Source organism: Streptococcus mitis subsp. hohhotensis, from assembly GCF_000722775.1.
GTDB classification, from domain to species: Bacteria; Bacillota; Bacilli; order Lactobacillales; family Streptococcaceae; genus Streptococcus; species Streptococcus carlssonii.
On the sequence record NZ_JPFZ01000010.1, the window covers coordinates 130,934 to 151,049 of the forward strand.

Below are 20,116 nucleotides of genomic sequence, written 5' to 3' on the forward strand. Positions count from 1 at the left end.
TTAGCCTCCTAAAACAGTTTGCATGGTTTCCTGATATCGCACCAAGTCAACATAGTTTGCATGTTGGCCTTGTTTGCCAAGTGCCCGACGCATTTGATCAACATCTGAAAGGGTCAGTTTAATGGTCTCAACCAAAGCAGAAACCTCACTACTTTCAAATAGATGGTCTGGAGCGATATAAAGTCTATTGTGGACCGTTTGATTGAAGCCCAGAATCAAGAGATTGTGCTCAAAGGCCTGACGCACTGCCTGTAGCAACTCATTGCTGTGGTTTATATCCAAGTAAATATCCGACAATTGATACAGTTCCTGAATCTTCTGTGGACTAGCGTTCTGGTAAAGAACCACATTAGGATAACGAAGCATGTCTAAGAGCTTAGAAGACATCTCTGTCACCGCTGCGATACGGAAAGTGACATCAGGCAAGGCTTCTACTATCGCTTCTACTTGCTCAATCTGATCTGAATTGGTCAAGATTAAGGCATCTCGTCTTAGGAAATTATCGCGTTTGAACTGGTAATGATAACCCAAGTGCACAAACTGATTATGATATTTCTCGTCAGTCAACTCTAAAGCGCGCTCATAAGTCGCCTTGTTGGGAATGATGATTTTCTTAGTACGCACATCATCACTTTCCAAAATCAACTGCATATTGCCTGGAATAGCATCATAGAGAGGTTCCTGCCAAACTAGGATATCTGAGCCAGACTTATCTGGATGATGGAAGGAAACCAAGAAAGGAGTCGCTAAGGTATTAAAGATAAGCTGAGTTGTATCTATTTCCAAATCTTGCAAAAAGAAGGTGATAAATTCAACCTTATTTGCAAAGTAACGCATGGGCTGACCTGGCAAAGTCAATAAGATATCACCCGTCACATGGTTTTCCAGCAAGACTTCCTTACCATTGACATCTTGGTAAACCGTCATAATCCGCTCACCATCTGCACTGTAGGTCGTTGTAGCAAAGCAAGCTCCGAAGCGATTGTAGTGGTCAACCTGGCGTCCTCGACCTTCTAGGTCTTTCCAGTCTACCTGTTTAACCAAGCGAGCCTGCAAACCATCAGCATAATGAATGACAGCTCTCTCCTGTGTCATATCTTCAATACGAGCAGACTGATTATTTCCTGAAATTTCCCAAAAAGCTGGAACAGGAACTTGATTAAAATAAAGAGGTTTTCCATCCTCGTAACCTAGATAATAGGTAAAAGGAGAGACCAGACCATCAGGCAGAAAACCGTCTGCATCGATGATCACTCCAAGTTGGGAAAGACCAGTAGCGACTAGACTTTCATGTAAATCTCGACTTTCCTGACTATAACGATCATAAAGTTCAATCATGGAGCACCTCCTCTACTGTTTTCTTCCACTTTTCTAAAATTTCTTCGGTTAAGAAACCTTCTGCAATTTGGTAAGAATGGGCACGCATATCCGCCAAACGATTTTCTTGATACAGTTGGCAAATCTTAGCTGCATAAGCTTGCTTGATTTGGTCTTCTACATGGTCAGATGAACTTGGAATCAAATAACCATTTTGCCCATCCTCTATAAAAGTCTGATTACCATAAGGCACATCAAAACCGATTAGGGGTAGACCTGAACCAATTGCTTCCATCAAGGTCAAACCAAATCCTTCGCTGGTAGAAGCCGTCAAGTAAACCTCATACTGGCTATAAATCTGCGAAAGTTCGGCATGCCCCTTGAGCTGGATATAATCCTCAGCCTGATGATTTGCAATAATTTCTCTGAGCAAAGATTCTTCTCCACCACTACCATAAATATCAAAGGTCAATTCAGGGATTTCCTTACGAGCCTCAATGACCGCCTTGACCAACCAGTCAATGTGTTTTTCTTTGGCAAGACGCGAAGCCGTAATCAATGAAAATGGCTTACGTCCCTGACTTGACTCAGTTAATGCATCAATACTTCCTACAGGGATAGTAACAATCTTTGGACGATGCTGAGTATATTTGGCAAATTGCTCTTGCAGAACTTCTCTCTGTCTATCAGTGGATACGATAAAGAAATCAACCTTATCTGCATTGGTAAACTGATAGTCATAATAGTTATTCCAAAGGATGTAATCCTCATTTGTAGCATTTTCACTATAATGCTCCGCATGAACAACTACAGCTAAATGCGCTGCTTGTGCTTCCTCAAAAACAACCTGTCCAATGCCTGTCTCCCTATCGAGAATGACCAGATCAGACTTGTTCAAATTCAAGGATTTCATAAAGGCACGCATAAAGGCTTGCTTCCCATAGAAAATCTTATCCTTGAAACGATAAATTTCTTCCTTACCTTGATTCATCAAAATATCATAGGCTGGAGTTCCGTCCTCATTATAAAAAGTTCGTTGATATAGGACTGCAACATTGTCCTTGGGAGCAAAGTATTCGCTACAATAACGAGTGTAAGAAAAATAATCCTTTCGAATCAATTTTCCTTTAAAGACATACTCTACATGTTGAACAAGATCCTTTTTCTCATCTACTAAATAACAAGTGATAAACTTGTCTTGGTCAGAAAAGAAAAGACGTAAGACCTTGCCATTTTTTTCCCTTCGTTCCTCTATACCTTCAAAATAAGCCAAAACATCATCCACTGTCACTCTAGTCGGTGCAATCTTGATATCTGTGAAATGATTATAAAGCCAGATAACTTGATCATCATCAAAACCAATATTGGCTGTTAAGTGCTGAATATTATCGGCTAAAATCATATCTGTAAAGATAAACTTAGAGGACAGATTTAATTTTCGAAAAACACCAGCACGATAGGCTTGTGCGTATTCAACACCGCTACTAGCCCATCCAAGTCCTAAATTTATATTGTAAATTGTCATATTTTCCTCTTTTTATGGGAAATGAGTCATAATCTCACCCTTAGGAGTGACTTCAACCAAGCCCATCAGGAGATTACGCACCATATCCGCACGAATTTGTTCTTTCATGGTTTCAAAGCCTGCATAGGCTTCTTGATAGTACTCTACGATTGGATTTTTCTGACTATTAGATTGACCACCGATAGCCATAGATAACTGTTGTAGATAGTCTACCTGCTCTACCCAGTTGTCATCAATAGCCTTGAGCATAGAAAGTCGTAAAAACTGTTCATACAAACCATGTTGCTCAAGCAATTCTTTCTTTTCAGAAAGTTCTCTATCAATCACCTGCTTCATAAAGCTACGAACTGCAGTTTTGTCAGTCACATCTATATTATCTGGAACCTCTTTAATATGAAAACTAATATTGGTAACGATAAAGTGGAAGAGTAACTCTCGGTTTTCATATTCTGAAGAAGTCACTTGCTCTATGTAGCTAGCAATGATTTTCTCAACAACATCCTCTAAGTCACGAGAACCATCTATTAGACGATTTCTTTCTTTATAGATCATATCCCGTTGAATATTCATACTCTCAGCATATTCTAGAGTCTGACGACGTGCCGAACGTCCAGCACTATCACTGGCATGCTGAGCCTTTTCGACTAGCCTTCGGTATTTACGACCTTTCAATACTTCCGGTTGAGTCATATCTTGAACTTGATAATCTTTATACTTCTTGTGAACCCAAGATGGACCAAATTTCTTGATAACATCGTCCTCCAAGGATACAAAAAACTTACTCATACCAGGATCTCCCTGACGGCCAGAACGGCCACGAATTTGCAGGTCGATCCGCTGACTTTCCATCCGCTCAGTTCCAATAACAATTAAGCCACCGAGTTCTGCGACTCCCTTACCAAGTTTGATATCCGTACCACGTCCTGCCATAGAAGTTGCCACTGTAACAGCTCCCATTTGACCTGACTCGGAGATAATCTGAGCCTCACGCGCCGCGTTATTAGCATTTAAAACATTATGGGCAATTCCCTCTCTGAGCAAGAGTGACGAATAAAGTTGAGACATTTCAACTGAACCTACAAAAACGAGTAAGGGATTCCCCTTAGCATGGTATTCCTTGATGTACTCCAAAGAAGCATACACTTTTTCAGGTAAAGTGACGTATAGATTATCTGGATAGTCAATCCGTTGTCTAGGACGGTTGGTTGGAATCCGCACTACCGACATATTATAAGTTTCCAGAAGCTCTTTTTCTGCAACCTTACCTGTCCCTGTCATACCAGATATCTTATTAAACATCTTAAAAAGGCTCTGATAGGTGATAGAGGCCATGGCCCGTGTTTCTGGAGATAATTTGACATGTTCCTTTGCCTCAATAGCCTGATGGAGACCTCCCTGCAGTTTGGTCATTTCCATTAAACGTCCTGTGCCCTTATCCACCAGTACCATCTCATTCCCACGAATAACATAGTCCTTATCTTTTGTATAGAGCTTATGGGCTCGAATCGCATAAACTAAATGACGAGCAAAGGTTGCATTCTCCTCCTGATAAAAATGGTCAATCCCTAAAAAACTTTCAGCAGCTTTAGCACCTTTAGTGGTCAACCAAACTTCATCTTTTTCCTCTTTAAAAATATAATCCTCACCTTCAACCAAAGTCGTTACAAGTGTGTCAATAATACCGTAGTGATTAGACTGAACCCGAGGAGCGCCTGCAATGATAAGAGGTGTCTGAGAGCTGTCTAATAGAATATCATCAATCTCGTCAATAATGACATAATCAAAGGGGCGTAAAAATTTATCTTTCTCATTTGAGGCTAGATTATCATTTAAATAATCAAATCCTAAATTACTATTAGTTGTATAGATGATATCTGATGCATAAATTCTTTTTTTCTCTTCTGACGTCAATTCCTCTTTTGGATCATCTGTAAAAGGTACCCCAATTGTCAATCCTAAGAAACGGTATACTTGTCCCATCTCCTCAGCATCGCGTTTAGCTAGATAGTCATTGGTAGTAATCAGCATGGTACCTTTACCTGTCAAGGCATTGAGATAAATAGGCATAGTAGCTGTCAAGGTTTTTCCCTCACCAGTATTCATCTCAGCAACATTTCCCTGATGAATAACGATTCCTCCCATGACTTGGACATCATAAGGGAACATCCCCAATACGCGTCTATCCGCTTCACGAACAACAGCAAAAGCTTCCACTAGAAGATCATCTACCGTCTCTCCTTTAGCAAGACGTTGACGAAACTCCACCGTTTTTGCCGCTAGTTCTTGGTCTGAGAGAGACTCCATCTTTTCTTTAAGATCATTAATCTTTTTTAGAATCTTTTTAACTTTTCTAAGTTGAAAATCTTGATAAAAACCTTTAAACACGATTCGTCTCCTTAATAGAAAAAGAATAAAAATCCAAGGACTCAAAACCAGCACTTAGAAGGGAGACTTGATAGGTATAGGTATCATCAGGATAGGTAAAATCAAAGATCTTCATCTTTTCAATTTTCTCTTCGATCACATCCCCATATCTATCAAAAAAGACAATCTTTATATAGACTCCATTTGTAGGATGACATTCAAAATCCATACATAATTGATAATCCTGTTTTCTTTTAAGTAAGGGAAGACTGGGTTGAGTTCTAAAGGCTTGATAGTTCACACTGGAAAACCATGTTTTTAAGATTTCTCCTGATGGCACCAAGGGATTATATAGACTAATATGTTTATCTTCGTAATATGTCACCTTACTACCATACATAAATGTTCCCATTACCTCTCCCCAAGTGATATTTTCTCTTTGATTGATAATCATTTGTCACCTCTTCCAAACTCCGCTCCCAATACCATACTATAAAAATGCAAAAACCAAGCCACATTTGTAGCAGTATCATCATTGTGTCGACCAGATGTTCCCTTGGAAAGAATCTTTGCACCAGTATTACACAGATACGTTACTAATTGTTCGTAGGCATGGCTATCCATTTCCTCATCTTTCATATAAGATAGACCAAAAGTTGTTTTTGAAAAATCAGCTTGTTTAAAGACTTTCCAAAAACGTTGATCTAATTCCAACATATGGTCAGATGTCACTCCATTTGTATGATGGATTAACACATCAAATGCCAAATTGGAGACAGCTGGTGCATCTAAGCGACCTCTACGAGCAATTGTTCCAAGATTAGCCAGAGGTTTTCCTACAATAACAGCTCTAGGTTCAAAGAAAGCACCATAGTAAAGAGCTGGGAAAGTCCCCATGGAAAGACCAGATAAAATTAAATCTTTATGAGTAAGACCTAAATACTGTAGATAGTAACGAATAGTATCTTTTATCTTCTCTTCTAGTTCCTCGCTACCAAGGTAAAAGGCTCCACCCTCAAGACGAGGATCTGAGAATAAAAGAAAAGGACATCCTAAATTTTTCATCATCCAATATCCCTCGAATCCCTCGGCAGGACGATACCCAGCAAAGTAGACCGCCAAAGGTGGTTTGAAATCACCCGGATGAAAGAAGTAGTTAATTTCGTCACGAATTTTATCATGTAGAATATTTCCCCCGAGGAAAAATTTACCAAACTGTCTGCGACTCCAACGTTGGTGCAAATTCCCTAGCGTCAAACTTCCGCTACCACGAGCTTCGATTGATACAGACAAAAAGATATCAATCTCTTCGTTATCTACCACTATAGCCCTTTTTAATTCACATTCATTATAGATTTTTTCTTCAAAAAAATCATCAACACCACCAGACCATATCTTACGGATAACAAAACGAAATTCACAGTTTCCTTGCTTTTCAAATTCCAACCATAATTCTATAGGGAAGTTTTTAGAAACTATAAAATTATATGGCCAGTAAGCTATTTGTTGGAAATCATCTCCAAAATTCCCTTCCAAACTGACATAATCAAGTCCCTGATAAGAGATAGCCCCTCGAAAATTTGAACGAATTTGTATCGTTGATGGAAATAATTTATCACCGTAACCTCCACCAAAAAGAGATGTGGATAAATCATTCACTAATCGCTGAGGATCTGAGAAGTCTATAGCTTGAGCACATCGCTTTTTTAAGCAATCAAGAATGACTGAGTCTGTCGTTTTAAAATCTTGATTATAAAGTAAAGTATAGGGTTCTATATGGTGAATAAATGGTAACAAATCCCTTATATACTGACCATCCTCTACCAAAATTGCATGAAAATTTGTGATGCTATCCATTTCCATCATTTTACGAAGAGCTAGCGGTGAGTTGGGACAGAAATAGTACCAATCCATATTTTCAGGAATATCGTAATGATGAGCCCAATTATCAATCCCTATCTGTAGGATTTTATAGTCCTTTGACATTAGTAACCTCCTCAATCCAGTGATGTAATTTATCTAAGAAACGGTGACCAGTATGTTCCTTGATTTTATCAATAGAGTAAATCAAGGCCTGGTTCCATTCTTTCAATCTATCTATATAGTAATGTGCAGCCGTTGAAAACTCTGTCACATCTGAAAGTAAATAGCCATTTTTCAAATGTTCTACATAAACGGTTTCAACCCGATTAATCTGAGGAATTCCTGCACTAATACCTGCTATTTGAGTATAGAGATGAGGTTGTTTATTAAGATCCACAATCAAACGAACAAACTCTAATGTCTTAATCAAATCCAACTCATCATTCATATTGACAAATTGAAAACGTAGTTCCTGCTCTTGATTTTCTTCTAAAGGATTTTCCGCATCTCCATAGTCTATTCCTTTTTCTAAACTATCAGTATGAATTTTCTCTTGAATAATTTCATAAACAAGAGCCTCCACATCATCCATCTGTTCCTGACTAGCAGAAAAGGCTCCAAAAATGACCTCTGTATTTTTAGTTTCTGAAATAAATAACAAAACTTGAGTCAATGCTTCCCTATCAATTTCTTCGTTGAAATCAAGTTGATAGTAAATGATTGATTCCTTTCGAGTTTGACTTCGTCCCAGACGTAAGCGTGTATCAAAAGGAGAAAGATGGTAAAATTTATTAGAAAGTTCAGGATATAGTTCCTGCAAAAGTTGTAAACTATCCTCTCTATCCACTAACACTAAACTAGCTCGATCAACCGATACTGATAACTCTCTAAAGGTATTCTGTGAATTACGATTGATAAAGAGACTCAAAATTTTAGGATTAGTACTTGGAATATGATCAAAGATAAACTGATCATGATAAGGATGTGACGGAATGATAAAAATATCCTGCTTCTTTTGATTTTTTTTCAAATATTTATCAAAAAATTCTGCTACCAAATGCTCCATATTTCGATAGTTAAGTAATTTAAATCGATAGGCAAAAATCGGATTGATCTCAATTCTACCTTCCTCTTGAATATATTCCCTAAATCTCCAAATTCCTTTAGGATCCAGATAGTCCTGATACATAGCTTGTCCATCCTCAAAATAGATTACACTAGATACAAATCCTCTATCATCCATGATATAGCGCTTGCTAATCTGACCATTTGAATCAAAATACCTAATCTCACTAATAAAACCCTCTACTCCATGCTCTATCTGAGCATATTTCTTACCTTTTTTTTGCACGATAATAGCAAAGGGACTATAAAGAAATTGGCAATCACTATCCCACTCTATATCTCTAATGTGAAGAACCTGAGTATGCAGTCCATAGAAATCTTGCATATCATCAAAAACAGAGTAGACATCTGTCTCTAAAACACCATGTATATGTAAAAAATAACGTAAGTGTGGTTGATAAGCTAATACTAATAAGCGAGATGATATGCCTTGTCTTTGAAAGAGACGAATTTGATTAAAGGTATCATCAAACTCAAAACGAAATTGTGAATGGTACCAAGGAATCACATCCGCATGCCACTGACGTTCTGAACCATACCAAGCTGGAATAAAATAATACATGACACCCTCCTAAATCAATGGTTTATAAGTTTCGTTTAATCTCAGAGCTTTCACTTCATCTCTGACTGTAAAAATCATACCTCCGAACATCATAAACAAACCAGGAATCATTGCCACTCTAAGTAGTTTCTCATCAACTAATACAAATAGTAGAGGCCCTCCAGCCATTACTACATTAAATACAGCACCAATAATAGAAAACCTAAAAACCAATCGATTGATAAAACGACTCGTTTCTTCACCCGGATAGACTCCATAAATATATTCTCCTGATTTTTTCATTCGATCTGAAATTTGTTCCCCACTCATATTTACAAAAGCAAAGGCTATACTAAAAATAAAAAGAATAATCATATACATATAAATCCATAATGGTTTACCCATTGTATACTGAGATGAAATTTCAGTAAAAAGTAGATTGCCCGGAAAAATCGTCTGTAACAACAACAATACATACGTTGGTAAACTCAAAAAAGTCATGACATACATAAAAGGCATCCCTCCGGCAGGATTAAGCATAATCTCAAAATATGAATATCTCTTAAAACGATTATGTAGGCCAATCTTATGAACTGCTATACGATAACGAGCACGATAAAGCAGAGCTACCAGATAAGTAAAGACAATCCCCATAATAATCAAACCGATTAAAACAAAAAGAGGTATGGGAACAGTTCTAAATGTTTCAATCAAATCTTGAGGAATGTTTAAAACCATTCCAATCAATAAAATAATCATAGAACCCCCGATACCTACAGTTGCATTGATGTCTGATAACCACACCAAGAAAAAAGCACCCGCTATCAATAGGCAGGTATTGAGGACGATAACTAACATCTTAGGCACACTGGACTGAATTGGGAGATTTAACGAAATAGCTAATGCCTGAATCAAAGCAATAAACAAGGTTAAGTACATCTGTCTTCTATTTTGTATTTCAATAGCTCCAGATGTCAGATTTAATTTTTTTGAAAAAGAAAGCATCTGCCATAAAATCATCGAAGACATCCATGGAGATAATCCTACTGAAAACAAGGATAAACTTCTCAAATTTCCACCTGTCATTGCTGTGGAAAAAGCTAAGTAGGCAGCAGTTCCTCCTAAAAATTCCCTATTATTCATATCTACAAAAGGGAGGGTCAATCTACTTCCTGCTATAAATATGAATATAAAAAACAATGTTGCTAGCCCTTTTTTAACTGTGATGGATGAAAAAATATTTTTCATGTTTAATCCTACTCTCTAAAACTCGTTTCTAGTCTATTTCTACTGAGTAATTTATAATCAATATACCATCAGATATTTTGAGATTTTTTATTGATTTTTCACGTTACCATTATAACAAAAAAAGCAGAAAAAATCTGCCTCTAACTCCCTCAGGGAAATAATGAAAAAGAGCTATATTAGTGAATCAAATAGATTATTTTTATCCACTATCAGTTCATTGGACCCCCTTAATTCTTTTATTTATTATCTATAAGGTTCAATATTTCTGTATATCTCCTAAAAATTTCAGTGTCTTGCAAACCAGCTTCTTTTGCTGCTTCCCACCCCTGTCTTATGTACCCCAAAGTGTTTTCCTTTTCGTCAAAACTATTCCATCCCTTTATGGTATAGATAGCTAAACGTTCTAAGACACACTCTAACTTATCGATTAAGAGCTTTTCAGTTACTGTATTAATAATGCTTCCTTCTCTACCTATCCTATATATATATACAAAGATTTATTAATATAAGTACTGCAAGATGATTTCGCAAATAATTTATAATTTGTTCGACCGTCTTCTATAAGTTTACCTTTTGGAAACTGAATATTATCAAATAAGCTTCGATTAAAAAGAATCCCCCAACTCGTTACAAAAGAATAATCACGTCGTTCCAACAAAGGGAGTCGATTAATTAACTCTTTCCTTTCATATGTTTCCTCATAATAGTCATCCCATACATGAACTAAATAATGGTTTTCTTTAACGTCAAATTGTGTATAGTTTGAAACAACGATTTCAGAATCATTTTTTAAAGCAGCTTGATACATATCATCAATATATGTTGGTTCAACCCAATCATCTGAATCTATAAAGGTTAGATACTTACCATTTGATCTTTCAATACCATAATTTCGTGCATCAGATAGTCCTCCATTTTCCTTTTCAAAATAGTGAAATCTACTATCTCTAGCAACATATTCTTGGCAAATCTCTCCAGATGAATCTGGTGAACCATCATTTATCAATAAAACTTCTATATTTGAATAGGTTTGGTTTTCAATACTATCTAAACACATTCGAAGATAGTTCTCGACATTATAGATTGGAACTATAATACTAACTAATTCTGACATTTTCATTCCTTTGCTGTAATTCTAATGAGTTCTATACTATTTAACTTTCATCCACTAATGATAATATTTCCGTATATCTCCTAAAAATTTCAGTATCCTGCAGACCATTTTCTTTAGCCGATTCCCATCCCTGTCTTATGTTACTTAAGGTGTTCTCCTTTTCGTCGAAACTATTCCATCCCTTTATGGTATAGATAGCTAAACGTTCTAATACACACTCTAACTTATCTATTAATAGCTTCTCAGTTACTGTATTAACAATGCTTCCTTCTCTACCTATCCTATATATATATAAAGATTTATGAATATAAGTACTACGAGATGATTTCGCAAATAATTTATAATTTGTTCGACTGTCTTCTGTAAGTTTACCTTTGGGAAACCTAATATTATCAAATAAACTTCGACTAAAAAGAATTCCCCAACTCGTTACAAAAGAGTAATCACGTGGTTCCAACAAAGGGAGTTTATTAATTAACTCCTCCCCTTCATAGGTTTCTTCATAGTAGTCATCCCATACATGGATTAAATAATGGTTTTCTTTAACGTCAAATTGTGCATAGTTTGAAATAACAATTTCAGAATCATTTTTTAAAGCAGCTTGATACATATCTTCAATATATGTCGCTTCAACCCAATCATCTGAATCTATGAAAGTAAGAAATTTTCCTTTTGCACGAGCCACACCATAATTTCGTGCGTCAGATAATCCCCCATTTCCCTTTTCAAAATAGCGGAATCTACTATCTCTAGCAACATATTCTTGGCAAATCTCTCCAGATGAATCTGGTGAACCGTCATTTATCAATAAAACTTCTATATTTGAATAAGTTTGATGTTCAATACTATCTAAACACATTCGAAGGTAGTTTTCGACATTATAAATTGGCACTATGATACTAATCAAAGACTGAGAATACATTACACTGTCTGACATTACAGAAATAAAAGACTCATAAGATTTTAACACTTGAGAATCTGGAAATTGACTCAATCTAAAATATAAAATAATCTTAAATTTTTCTATATAGCGATTATTCGGAATATGTAATTCCGTAATTTTTTTAATATCTTCTCATATATTCTAATTTCAGAAATGGCATGTGATTCTAAGCAATTATTCGAAGCACTCCTTTGATGTTGCCTATAAATATAAGTTGGTTGATTCACGTAATAAACGGAGGACACTTTTAAATACAACTTAAAAAAGAAATCTAAATCCTCCCCATAATTAACCGACTCATCAAACAATAGATTCTTTACCACATCCGCCTTGAACAATTTAGATACAGCACAATTAAAATCATGATTTAATGAAGATAGTTCTGGAAAAAGTTCTAAAAACTCATCTCTAGATACTTTTCCAATATCCAAAGTATGTAATTGTTCTTCCGAATAGGATGGTAAGTAATACAGATTATCATCCATATTAAAGTAGTTATGAGCTGAAATGGAAATATCTACCTCATTTTCTTTAAGAGCATTATACAGTACTTCTAAATAATTTTCTTCAACCCAATCATCTGAATCTACAAAAGTAATATAATTACCTTTTACATTTTTCAAACCTAAGTTACGTGCTGAAGATACTCCACCATTCTCTTTTTCAAAATAGCGTATTCGAGAATCTTTTTCTGCAAATTCTTTACAGATCATTGCAGAATCGTCAACTGATCCATCATTAATAAGAAGCACTTCAAAATTTTTATAACTTTGATTAATGATACTACCCAAACACTGACGTAAATAGCAATCAGTATTATAAATAGGAACGATAATACTAATTAATTCCCTTGAATCTCCCATATTTTTTTCCTTTAACTATTTTTATACACTCAAACTTACACTCTTCTCAACTCAGTTCTTAGTTCAAATCTTTTTCTTCGATTACGATAAACTTGTACCATATTCTGAAAAGTTTTAAACTTAACATTAAAATTCTCAACTTCTATACATATTGCATCCCTTTCTCTATTACATTGCTTTTTCATAAACAGTTTTCATAACTATTGTATAGCATAGTTATGAACTATATGGTTCCCAAATAAGTCTATTATTAACTTGAAGATACATCTTTATATGACTAATACTATACTATTTAACTTTCATCTACTAATGATAATATTTCCGTATATCTCCTAAAAATTTCTGTATTCTGCAATCCATTTTCTTTTGCTTGTTGATATCGTAATCTCAAACACCCCAAGACATTATTCTTTTCATCGGAATAATTCCATCCTTTTATAGTATAAATTGCTAATCTTTCTAACAAGCATTCTAAAACATCTGTTAAAAGTCTCTCATTTACACCACTTCCGATGCTTTCTATTCCTTCTCGATGGTAGTAGATTTCTTTATGAATATATGCAACTTTGTTTGATCTAAAAAACAATTTATAATTTGTTCGAGAGTCTTCTATCACTTTACCTTTAGGAAATCTAATATTATTAAACAATTCCTTCTTAAACAAAATTCCCCAACTAGTTATATATACATATCCGTTTAATTCCAACGATGGGAGTTCCAATACCAGTTCTTCTCCAGTATAATTCTTTTCATAGTAATCATCCCAAATATGAACATAATAATTTCTATCACTCTCATTATAGATAGTATAATGTGAGACAACAGTATCTGCATCATTTCGAATAGCTGCTTGATATAAATCTTCCACATAAGTTAAACTCAACCAATCGTCCGAATCAACAAAGGTTAGATACATACCATTTGATCTTTCAATACCATAATTTCGTGCATCAGATAGTCCTCCATTTTCCTTTTCAAAATAGTGAAATCTGCTATCTCTAGCAACATATTCTTGGCATATCTCTCCAGATGAATCTGGTGAGCCATCATTTATCAGCAAAACTTCGATATTTGAATAAGTTTGATGTTCAATACTATCCAAACACATTCGGAGGTAGTTTTCGACATTATAAATTGGAACTATAATACTAATTAGTTCCCCACCATTTTCTACTTCAATCTCTTTAACTTCATCTGACAAAAATGGATATTGTCCTTGTTCAGCCAACTCTAATTTTTTACGTACTTCCTTTGCCTCATCAATATAATCATGTTCTTCTAATTGCCCTAATATTCTCTGTAACACATAGCGATACATATTAAAGGAATTCTGAATCTCTATACCTTCAATATCTTTTGTATCTTTTATTCTCTCTTCAAGAGCATCAATATAATCTAAATGCTTGAGAGTGAAAATATTAGACAATCCTGAAGGATTCATACGATAAACATAGGAAGCTCCATTAAAAACATAAATTTTATCAGCTTTCATATACAATCTCCAGATTAAAAATTGATCCTCTGCGTATTTCCCGTAGGGAAAGCGGAGCTCACTGAATAACTCTCGTTTAAATAATTTTCCCCAAGCGGTAGAAAAGGTTATAAATGTAACATCAAGCATTGAATCTAGATATTGAATAGCTTGAAAATCTTTAAATGCTACCAATGAATCACTCTTAAAACGATCATTATAGAAGTAAAAATTCGAGTCACCAAATCGACAATACCCTCCTATTGTGATATCTGAGTCACTTAACCGACTAGCGTAGTATAAATTCTCTAAATAATCTTCAAAGAGAAAATCATCCGAATCTAGAAAAGTGATATAATGTCCCTTAGCTCTATCAAGTCCATAGTTTCTAGCATCAGACAATCCCCCATTTTCCTTTTCAAAATAGTGGAAGCGGCTGTCACGTTCTACAAAATCTTGACAGATAGCTCCTGAGCCATCTGTTGAGCCATCATTTACCATCAGAACTTCAAAATCCTTATAAGTTTGTGATAGGACACTATCCAAACACGATCTTAGATAATTCTCTACATTATATACTGGTATTATGATGCTTACCTGAGTTTCTCTCATATTATTCCCTCTCATTATCTAGTTCTCATCCTGAGAAATCAATAATAAATTTTCCTTAATATGGCGATATGTTTCTGTATCTTCCATACCCCAAATCATTCTCATGTTATATTCTGTAATTTTCAAGAAGGTTATGTAACGATCAAAATGCCTCGTCACATCATATCCCATAATAGATAAAAGAGCTAAACGTTCTGCTATATGATTTAGTTGAGCAGTGACTAAAGGATAAATCTTGCTCTTAGTTATTCCAGAATCATTTTCTCTATAAATATAAGTGTCTTTGTGAGCATATACAATTTTGTCTACTTGAGTGTAAATTTTATATATTAATGCAACATCTTCACCTATAACACCTTTGGGGAAGCGTAAAAATGAAAATACACTCCTCTTGTACAATTTTCCCCATATAGTAGAAAACGACAAATCATTTCTTTCAAGAATAGCTAAATTATCTAATAATTCTTCTGAACTATAATTTTTTTCATAGTACTCTCCAAATGTATGAAGATAGAAAGTAGCAGTAGAGGTCTGATAATTAGCATAGTTTACGATAGAGATGTCTACATTATTGCTTACTAATGCAGTATACAGAACATTCAGATGCATTTTATCTAAAAAATCATCCGAATCAACAAATGTAAGGTATTCTCCCTGCGCCTGTTCAATTCCATAATTCCGAGCATCCGAAAGACCTCCATTTTCTTTTTCAAAATAACGAATACGTGAATCTTTTTTAGCGTATTCTTGACAAATTAAACCTGAGTTATCTGTCGAACCATCATTTACCAAGATAACTTCATAATCGCTAAACGTCTGCTCTAAAATGCTATCCAAACATTGTTTAAGATACTCTTCAACGTTATAAACCGGCACAATAATACTAATTAATTGATTTTCCATATCTTACTCTCTAATATTTTTTAAAAATAGGTACTCCCCTTTATCAGCATATTCCACTTTTTCTCGTAATTCCGCTTCTTCTTTAATAAAACCTTTCCCTTCCAACATAGAAAGATTTCTCTTCAAAGCAAATTTATACTGATTAAATGCCAATTCCATAGGATAATCTAATTCTGGCATCTTCATTAAGGTATGAATACGCTCCTCAATCGCTTCAATAAAATCCAAGTGAGATAGATTATAATTTTGCGTCAATCCCTTGTAATTTACTCTATATGCATAGACATCTGACTGATAGCGAACAATCACATCACTTGCAAGATATAATCTCCACATAATAAATTGATCTTCCGCATATTTCCCTTTAGGAAAACGAATGGTTTCAAACAAATTCTTTTTAAACAACTTACCCCATACAGCCGAATAGCGAAGGAATGGGTAATCTTCCATACTATCCATACCTTCAATAGCCTCTTTTGCTGATATACGAGATAACATTTCCCCATCTTTATCTGGATTATACAAATAAAACATCCCTTCTTTAAAGTGGCAAAATGATCCTACTACCATATCAGCATTTGTCAAAATACTAGCATAGTATAAATTCTCGATACTTTTTTCAAACATAAAATCATCTGGATCACAGAAAAAGATATAGTCTCCACTAGCACAATCTAAACCTACATTACGTGCATCCGACTGTCCACCATTTTCCTTATCAATATAGATAAAACGCGGATCATCTTTTGTCAACTCTTTTGCAATCTTTATACTGTCATCTGGACTACCATCATTCACAATAATAATTTCCAAATTACTATAAGTCTGCGATAAAATATTATGAATACAATGTTCTATGTATGCTTCAACATTATAGACAGGGATAATAATTGATATTAATGGAAAATTCATATATTTACACCTTTCTACTTAGACAAATCTACAACAATTTGACTATTATAATCTTCATCCTCTACAAATTCAATTCCCTGATCAAAATTAAATTCTGCTGTATGCTTATATTTTAGTTGTACCTTTGTCTCTGCTCCCATTTTCATCCATTCATACTCTGGATCAATATGTCCAAGATCTAAGGTACGATACCCTAATTGAGATAAGCGATAAGCCAATATTTTAGCTGTTGGCCCAAGCATTAGTAAAATTAGTCGTCCTTTCGCATGATCTAAAATGGCTTGCTGAATAGCATCCACTTTAGAAAAAGCATGGTGGGAAGGGCAAATAATGCGTTTTATGGAGAGAGCTTTGTTAAACAAGTCATTACCAACTCCTGATCGCGTAGTTGCTCCCTCAACAATGAGTATATCTTTATACTCAAATAAAGATTTGAGCTTTTCAAATTGAGTAACAGCATGACTCTTATCTTTATTATCAATATAGAGTCTTGAAATCCAGGTCGAACCATATCCCTTTGTCTGACAAGTCTCTTGGAAAAATCTGCCATAATCATCCAAAACTTGTTTCCAAAATTTTTCTGAATCTTCATTTTGGAGAAAATGTCCCTTAAATATCTCAAAAATCTCCGGTAAACAAATTAATACTTTATTTTCTATATCGCCTGCATGTAACAATATTTCTCTCATTTCTTGAGCTAAATCTTCTTGATACTCCTGATATGCGATACTTTTTCCATTTATCAGGTTGAACTCACCATCCCCAAATCGAACCAAAGACTTCTCCGTTTTCATCAGTTCATCCAAGGTTTCATCTATGGACATGACTGAAATATCAAATAATTCTTCTTGTTTAAATACTTGACTAAATCTATCTACTCCAACTTCAGAAAGTAAACGAATAGCATCGTCAAGTTTTTCAATTTCTTTTCTCAGAAATAAATACTGATCTACCTTTCCCTTATGCGTAGCATAGAATGAAAAAATAGGTTTCTTCAGTTGCTCCATTCTTGTAAAAATAGCTTCATCTATATCCCCATAATTAATATTCAGATAAGCATCAATATCCTTAAATAATTCTTCCAAGGTAGCTGTAGTGCACTCTGGATGCAAATAGATATTATCTAACTGTCCTAAACCATTCAGATATGAACCTACTGGAGTGTAAGCAGCTATATGGAAGCGATGTTCTGGAAAGCTACTTGCTAAATGTTCAATTCCTTCAAGCTCTTCTGTACCAGTTAATGTAAGAAAATCTAATCCTTGCTTTTCTTTTTTTAAAGAAAATTCACCTAGATGATGGGCTAATACCTGAGAAAGCTCTAAATTATAAAATTCCCACCATTTTTCACGAAATCTGTAAGAAACCGAACTATTCCATGGTTTTCTATTAGTTGTATAATGAATCACAAGTGGTTCATCATCTAGATTAAAATGTTCTGTCCAATGATTATAAAAAGCAACTAAATCATAACCTACCTGAACATTAAATCGCTTATCCAACTCCAACCAATTATCTTGAAAAACAGAGTTCAATATCGTCTGATCTCCATTAAAATGTTCTAATTCCCAATGTTCACTTTTCTCACCTTCAGATAATTCTAAGCATTTATCTGAAACTGATAATTCCTTCCATTGTAGATTATCAATGAGCATAACACCAGCATTAAAACTACCATCCACATCACGTACAGCAGCTACTGGAAAGCCTTTTAAATCTGTTAAGAAAAAAGAGTTTAAGCTGCCATTAACAATAACATCTGTATCTAGATAAAGCACTCTCTCCCTATCAATAAAGCGAGGAATAAAATACTTAGCATAGGCAATCGGACTAATGTGATTTTGTGTTCTCCACTCAGCTGAAATCAATCCCATATCAAAGGGAATATTGTGAATTTCCCCTCCCAAATTTCTCACTATACGTCTCATTTTTCTAAACCAGTCTGGCATAATACCTTGATTAATGATATAAAAATCGACTGATTTATTGTGATACATGATGGATTTCATGGTCACAGTCAATTGTTCTGTATAAGCTTGATCAGCAATCAAAACGATTGCAATTCTATCTGATGTCATTTCTCCTCCGAAATCCCATGATTAATACTATTCTGCACTCAAGTCTACAACAACCTGACTCAAATATGCTTCATCATCTGCTAATTCTATTTCTGTATCTAGATTAAACTCTGCAGTATGTTTATTGTGTAATAAAATCTTAGTCTCAGCTCCCATCTGCATCCACTCATACTCAGAATCAACATGTCCAATATCAATTGCCTGCACACCCTTGGTAGCAAGTTGATAGGCTAAAACCTTAGCTGTAGGACCTAGCATTAACAAAACTAAACGTCCATCAGCATGGTTCATTATTGCTTCCATTATCTCATTTTTCTTATCATAGGCATGTCGAGATGGGCAAATAATTCGCTTAATACTCTTAGCACCATCAAATAAATCATTTCCTACCCCAGATCTAGACGCATAGCCTTCTACGATAAGGATATCTCTTCCTTCCCATAGTTTTTTCAACTTTTCAAATTGAGATTTTGCTTTTGATTTATCTAAAAAATCAATATAAGGTCTGGAAATAAAAGTTGAGCCGTACCAAGAATTTTTACAATACTCTAGATAAAATTCCTCATAATCCTCTAAATATTGTCTCCAAAATGCTAAGGCGTCCGGAACAAAAGAGAAACGATTTTTTAACCCCTCTTGTAAACCAATGACTAATGTAGGACTACTTTCTTGATTAAAAATAAATTTCAATTCTTCTGCAAGTTTAGGGTCATATTTCTGGTAATTAATAGATTGGCCTAGCATGATTGCAGCCTCGCCATCACCAAATCGAGCTATTGAAGATTGATGCTCCAGAATATAATCAAGTGTTTCATCTATGGTCTGCACTTCAAAATCAAATGGTTTATTGGGCAACTGTTTTGTTTCAGCATAATTCCTAATTGCAGTTACCATAGCATCAACATTTCTGATAGAAAAGAGATACTGTCCTTTTTCCCCATTTTGTGTTTTATAAAAGGCAAAACTAGGAATAGATTTGTCTGACAGGAGGTTAAAAACCCCATCTACTTCCCCACCATAGTTAATATCCAAATAGAGATCAGTCTTGTCTAATAGTTCCTCAATTTTTTCTGAATCTGAAGCTGGATATAGGTAAACATTTTCTTTCTCAGCCAAGTTTGTCAATCGTGGTCCCATAAGAGTTCTAGCAGCAATGTTAAAATCACACTCAGGAAGCTGTTCTACTAGATATTCAATTTGTTCTAAATCCTGACTATTTGTAACTGTCAATAGTCGA

At 34.9% G+C, this 20,116-nt stretch carries 15 protein-coding genes and 1 pseudogene; all 16 read right to left on the reverse strand.

Going from position 1 to position 20,116, the window contains the following annotated elements; translation table 11 throughout:
- Nucleotides 1–1,338, reverse strand: coding sequence for an accessory Sec system glycosylation chaperone GtfB (gene gtfB / locus SK608_RS08000; protein WP_033678031.1), 1,338 nt, complete (start codon nt 1,336–1,338; stop codon nt 1–3).
- Nucleotides 1,331–2,842, reverse strand: a complete 1,512-nt coding sequence (gene gtfA, locus SK608_RS08005; protein WP_033678033.1) for an accessory Sec system glycosyltransferase GtfA — start codon at nt 2,840–2,842, stop codon at nt 1,331–1,333. Before gtfA ends, gtfB begins: the two co-directional genes overlap by 8 nt.
- 12 nt (nt 2,843–2,854) lie before the next feature.
- On the reverse strand, nt 2,855–5,227 hold the full coding sequence (secA2, locus tag SK608_RS08010) for an accessory Sec system translocase SecA2 (protein WP_033678035.1): 2,373 nt from the start codon (nt 5,225–5,227) through the stop codon (nt 2,855–2,857).
- On the reverse strand, nt 5,220–5,660 hold the full coding sequence (gene asp3 / locus SK608_RS08015) for an accessory Sec system protein Asp3 (RefSeq protein WP_033678037.1): 441 nt from the start codon (nt 5,658–5,660) through the stop codon (nt 5,220–5,222). The genes secA2 and asp3 overlap by 8 nt, the downstream gene beginning before the upstream one ends.
- Nucleotides 5,657–7,192 carry an accessory Sec system protein Asp2 gene (gene asp2, locus SK608_RS08020; protein WP_033678039.1) on the reverse strand — a complete coding sequence of 512 codons (1,536 nt, stop codon included), beginning with the start codon at nt 7,190–7,192 and terminating at the stop codon, nt 5,657–5,659. The genes asp3 and asp2 overlap by 4 nt, the downstream gene beginning before the upstream one ends.
- Nucleotides 7,176–8,756, reverse strand: a complete 1,581-nt coding sequence (asp1, locus tag SK608_RS08025) for an accessory Sec system protein Asp1 (protein WP_033678041.1) — start codon at nt 8,754–8,756, stop codon at nt 7,176–7,178. The genes asp2 and asp1 overlap by 17 nt, the downstream gene beginning before the upstream one ends.
- Before the next feature lie 9 nt (nt 8,757–8,765).
- Nucleotides 8,766–9,983, reverse strand: coding sequence for an accessory Sec system protein translocase subunit SecY2 (secY2, locus tag SK608_RS08030; RefSeq protein WP_033678043.1), 1,218 nt, complete (start codon nt 9,981–9,983; stop codon nt 8,766–8,768).
- A gap of 472 nt (nt 9,984–10,455) precedes the next feature.
- Entirely contained in the window at nt 10,456–11,097 is a 642-nt protein-coding gene (locus tag SK608_RS08035) for a glycosyltransferase family 2 protein (RefSeq protein WP_050489926.1), read from the reverse strand.
- 40 nt (nt 11,098–11,137) lie between these two features.
- Complete coding sequence (locus SK608_RS08040) at nt 11,138–11,956, reverse strand: glycosyltransferase family 2 protein (RefSeq protein ID WP_235202161.1); 819 nt, start codon at nt 11,954–11,956, stop codon at nt 11,138–11,140.
- A 164-nt stretch (nt 11,957–12,120) separates the two neighbouring features.
- Nucleotides 12,121–12,903, reverse strand: a complete 783-nt coding sequence (locus SK608_RS08045) for a glycosyltransferase family 2 protein (protein WP_050489928.1) — start codon at nt 12,901–12,903, stop codon at nt 12,121–12,123.
- Nucleotides 12,904–12,938: 35 nt separating this feature from the next.
- Nucleotides 12,939–13,082 (reverse strand): annotated as a pseudogene (locus tag SK608_RS11505) (IS5/IS1182 family transposase); the annotation flags it as partial.
- Between the two features lie 113 nt (nt 13,083–13,195).
- Nucleotides 13,196–14,986 carry a glycosyltransferase family 2 protein gene (locus SK608_RS11785; protein ID WP_235202162.1) on the reverse strand — a complete coding sequence of 597 codons (1,791 nt, stop codon included), beginning with the start codon at nt 14,984–14,986 and terminating at the stop codon, nt 13,196–13,198.
- A gap of 18 nt (nt 14,987–15,004) precedes the next feature.
- On the reverse strand, nt 15,005–15,889 hold the full coding sequence (locus tag SK608_RS08060; RefSeq protein ID WP_033678045.1) for a glycosyltransferase family 2 protein: 885 nt from the start codon (nt 15,887–15,889) through the stop codon (nt 15,005–15,007).
- Between the two features lie 3 nt (nt 15,890–15,892).
- Nucleotides 15,893–16,801: a glycosyltransferase family 2 protein gene (locus tag SK608_RS08065; RefSeq protein WP_050489929.1), complete on the reverse strand. Its 909-nt coding sequence runs from the start codon at nt 16,799–16,801 to the stop codon at nt 15,893–15,895.
- A 14-nt stretch (nt 16,802–16,815) separates the two neighbouring features.
- Complete coding sequence (locus SK608_RS08070) at nt 16,816–18,879, reverse strand: SP_1767 family glycosyltransferase (RefSeq protein WP_033678047.1); 2,064 nt, start codon at nt 18,877–18,879, stop codon at nt 16,816–16,818.
- Nucleotides 18,880–18,906: 27 nt separating this feature from the next.
- Entirely contained in the window at nt 18,907–20,016 is a 1,110-nt protein-coding gene (locus SK608_RS11790) for an SP_1767 family glycosyltransferase (protein WP_350353733.1), read from the reverse strand.
- Between the last annotated feature and the right edge of the window lie 100 nt (nt 20,017–20,116).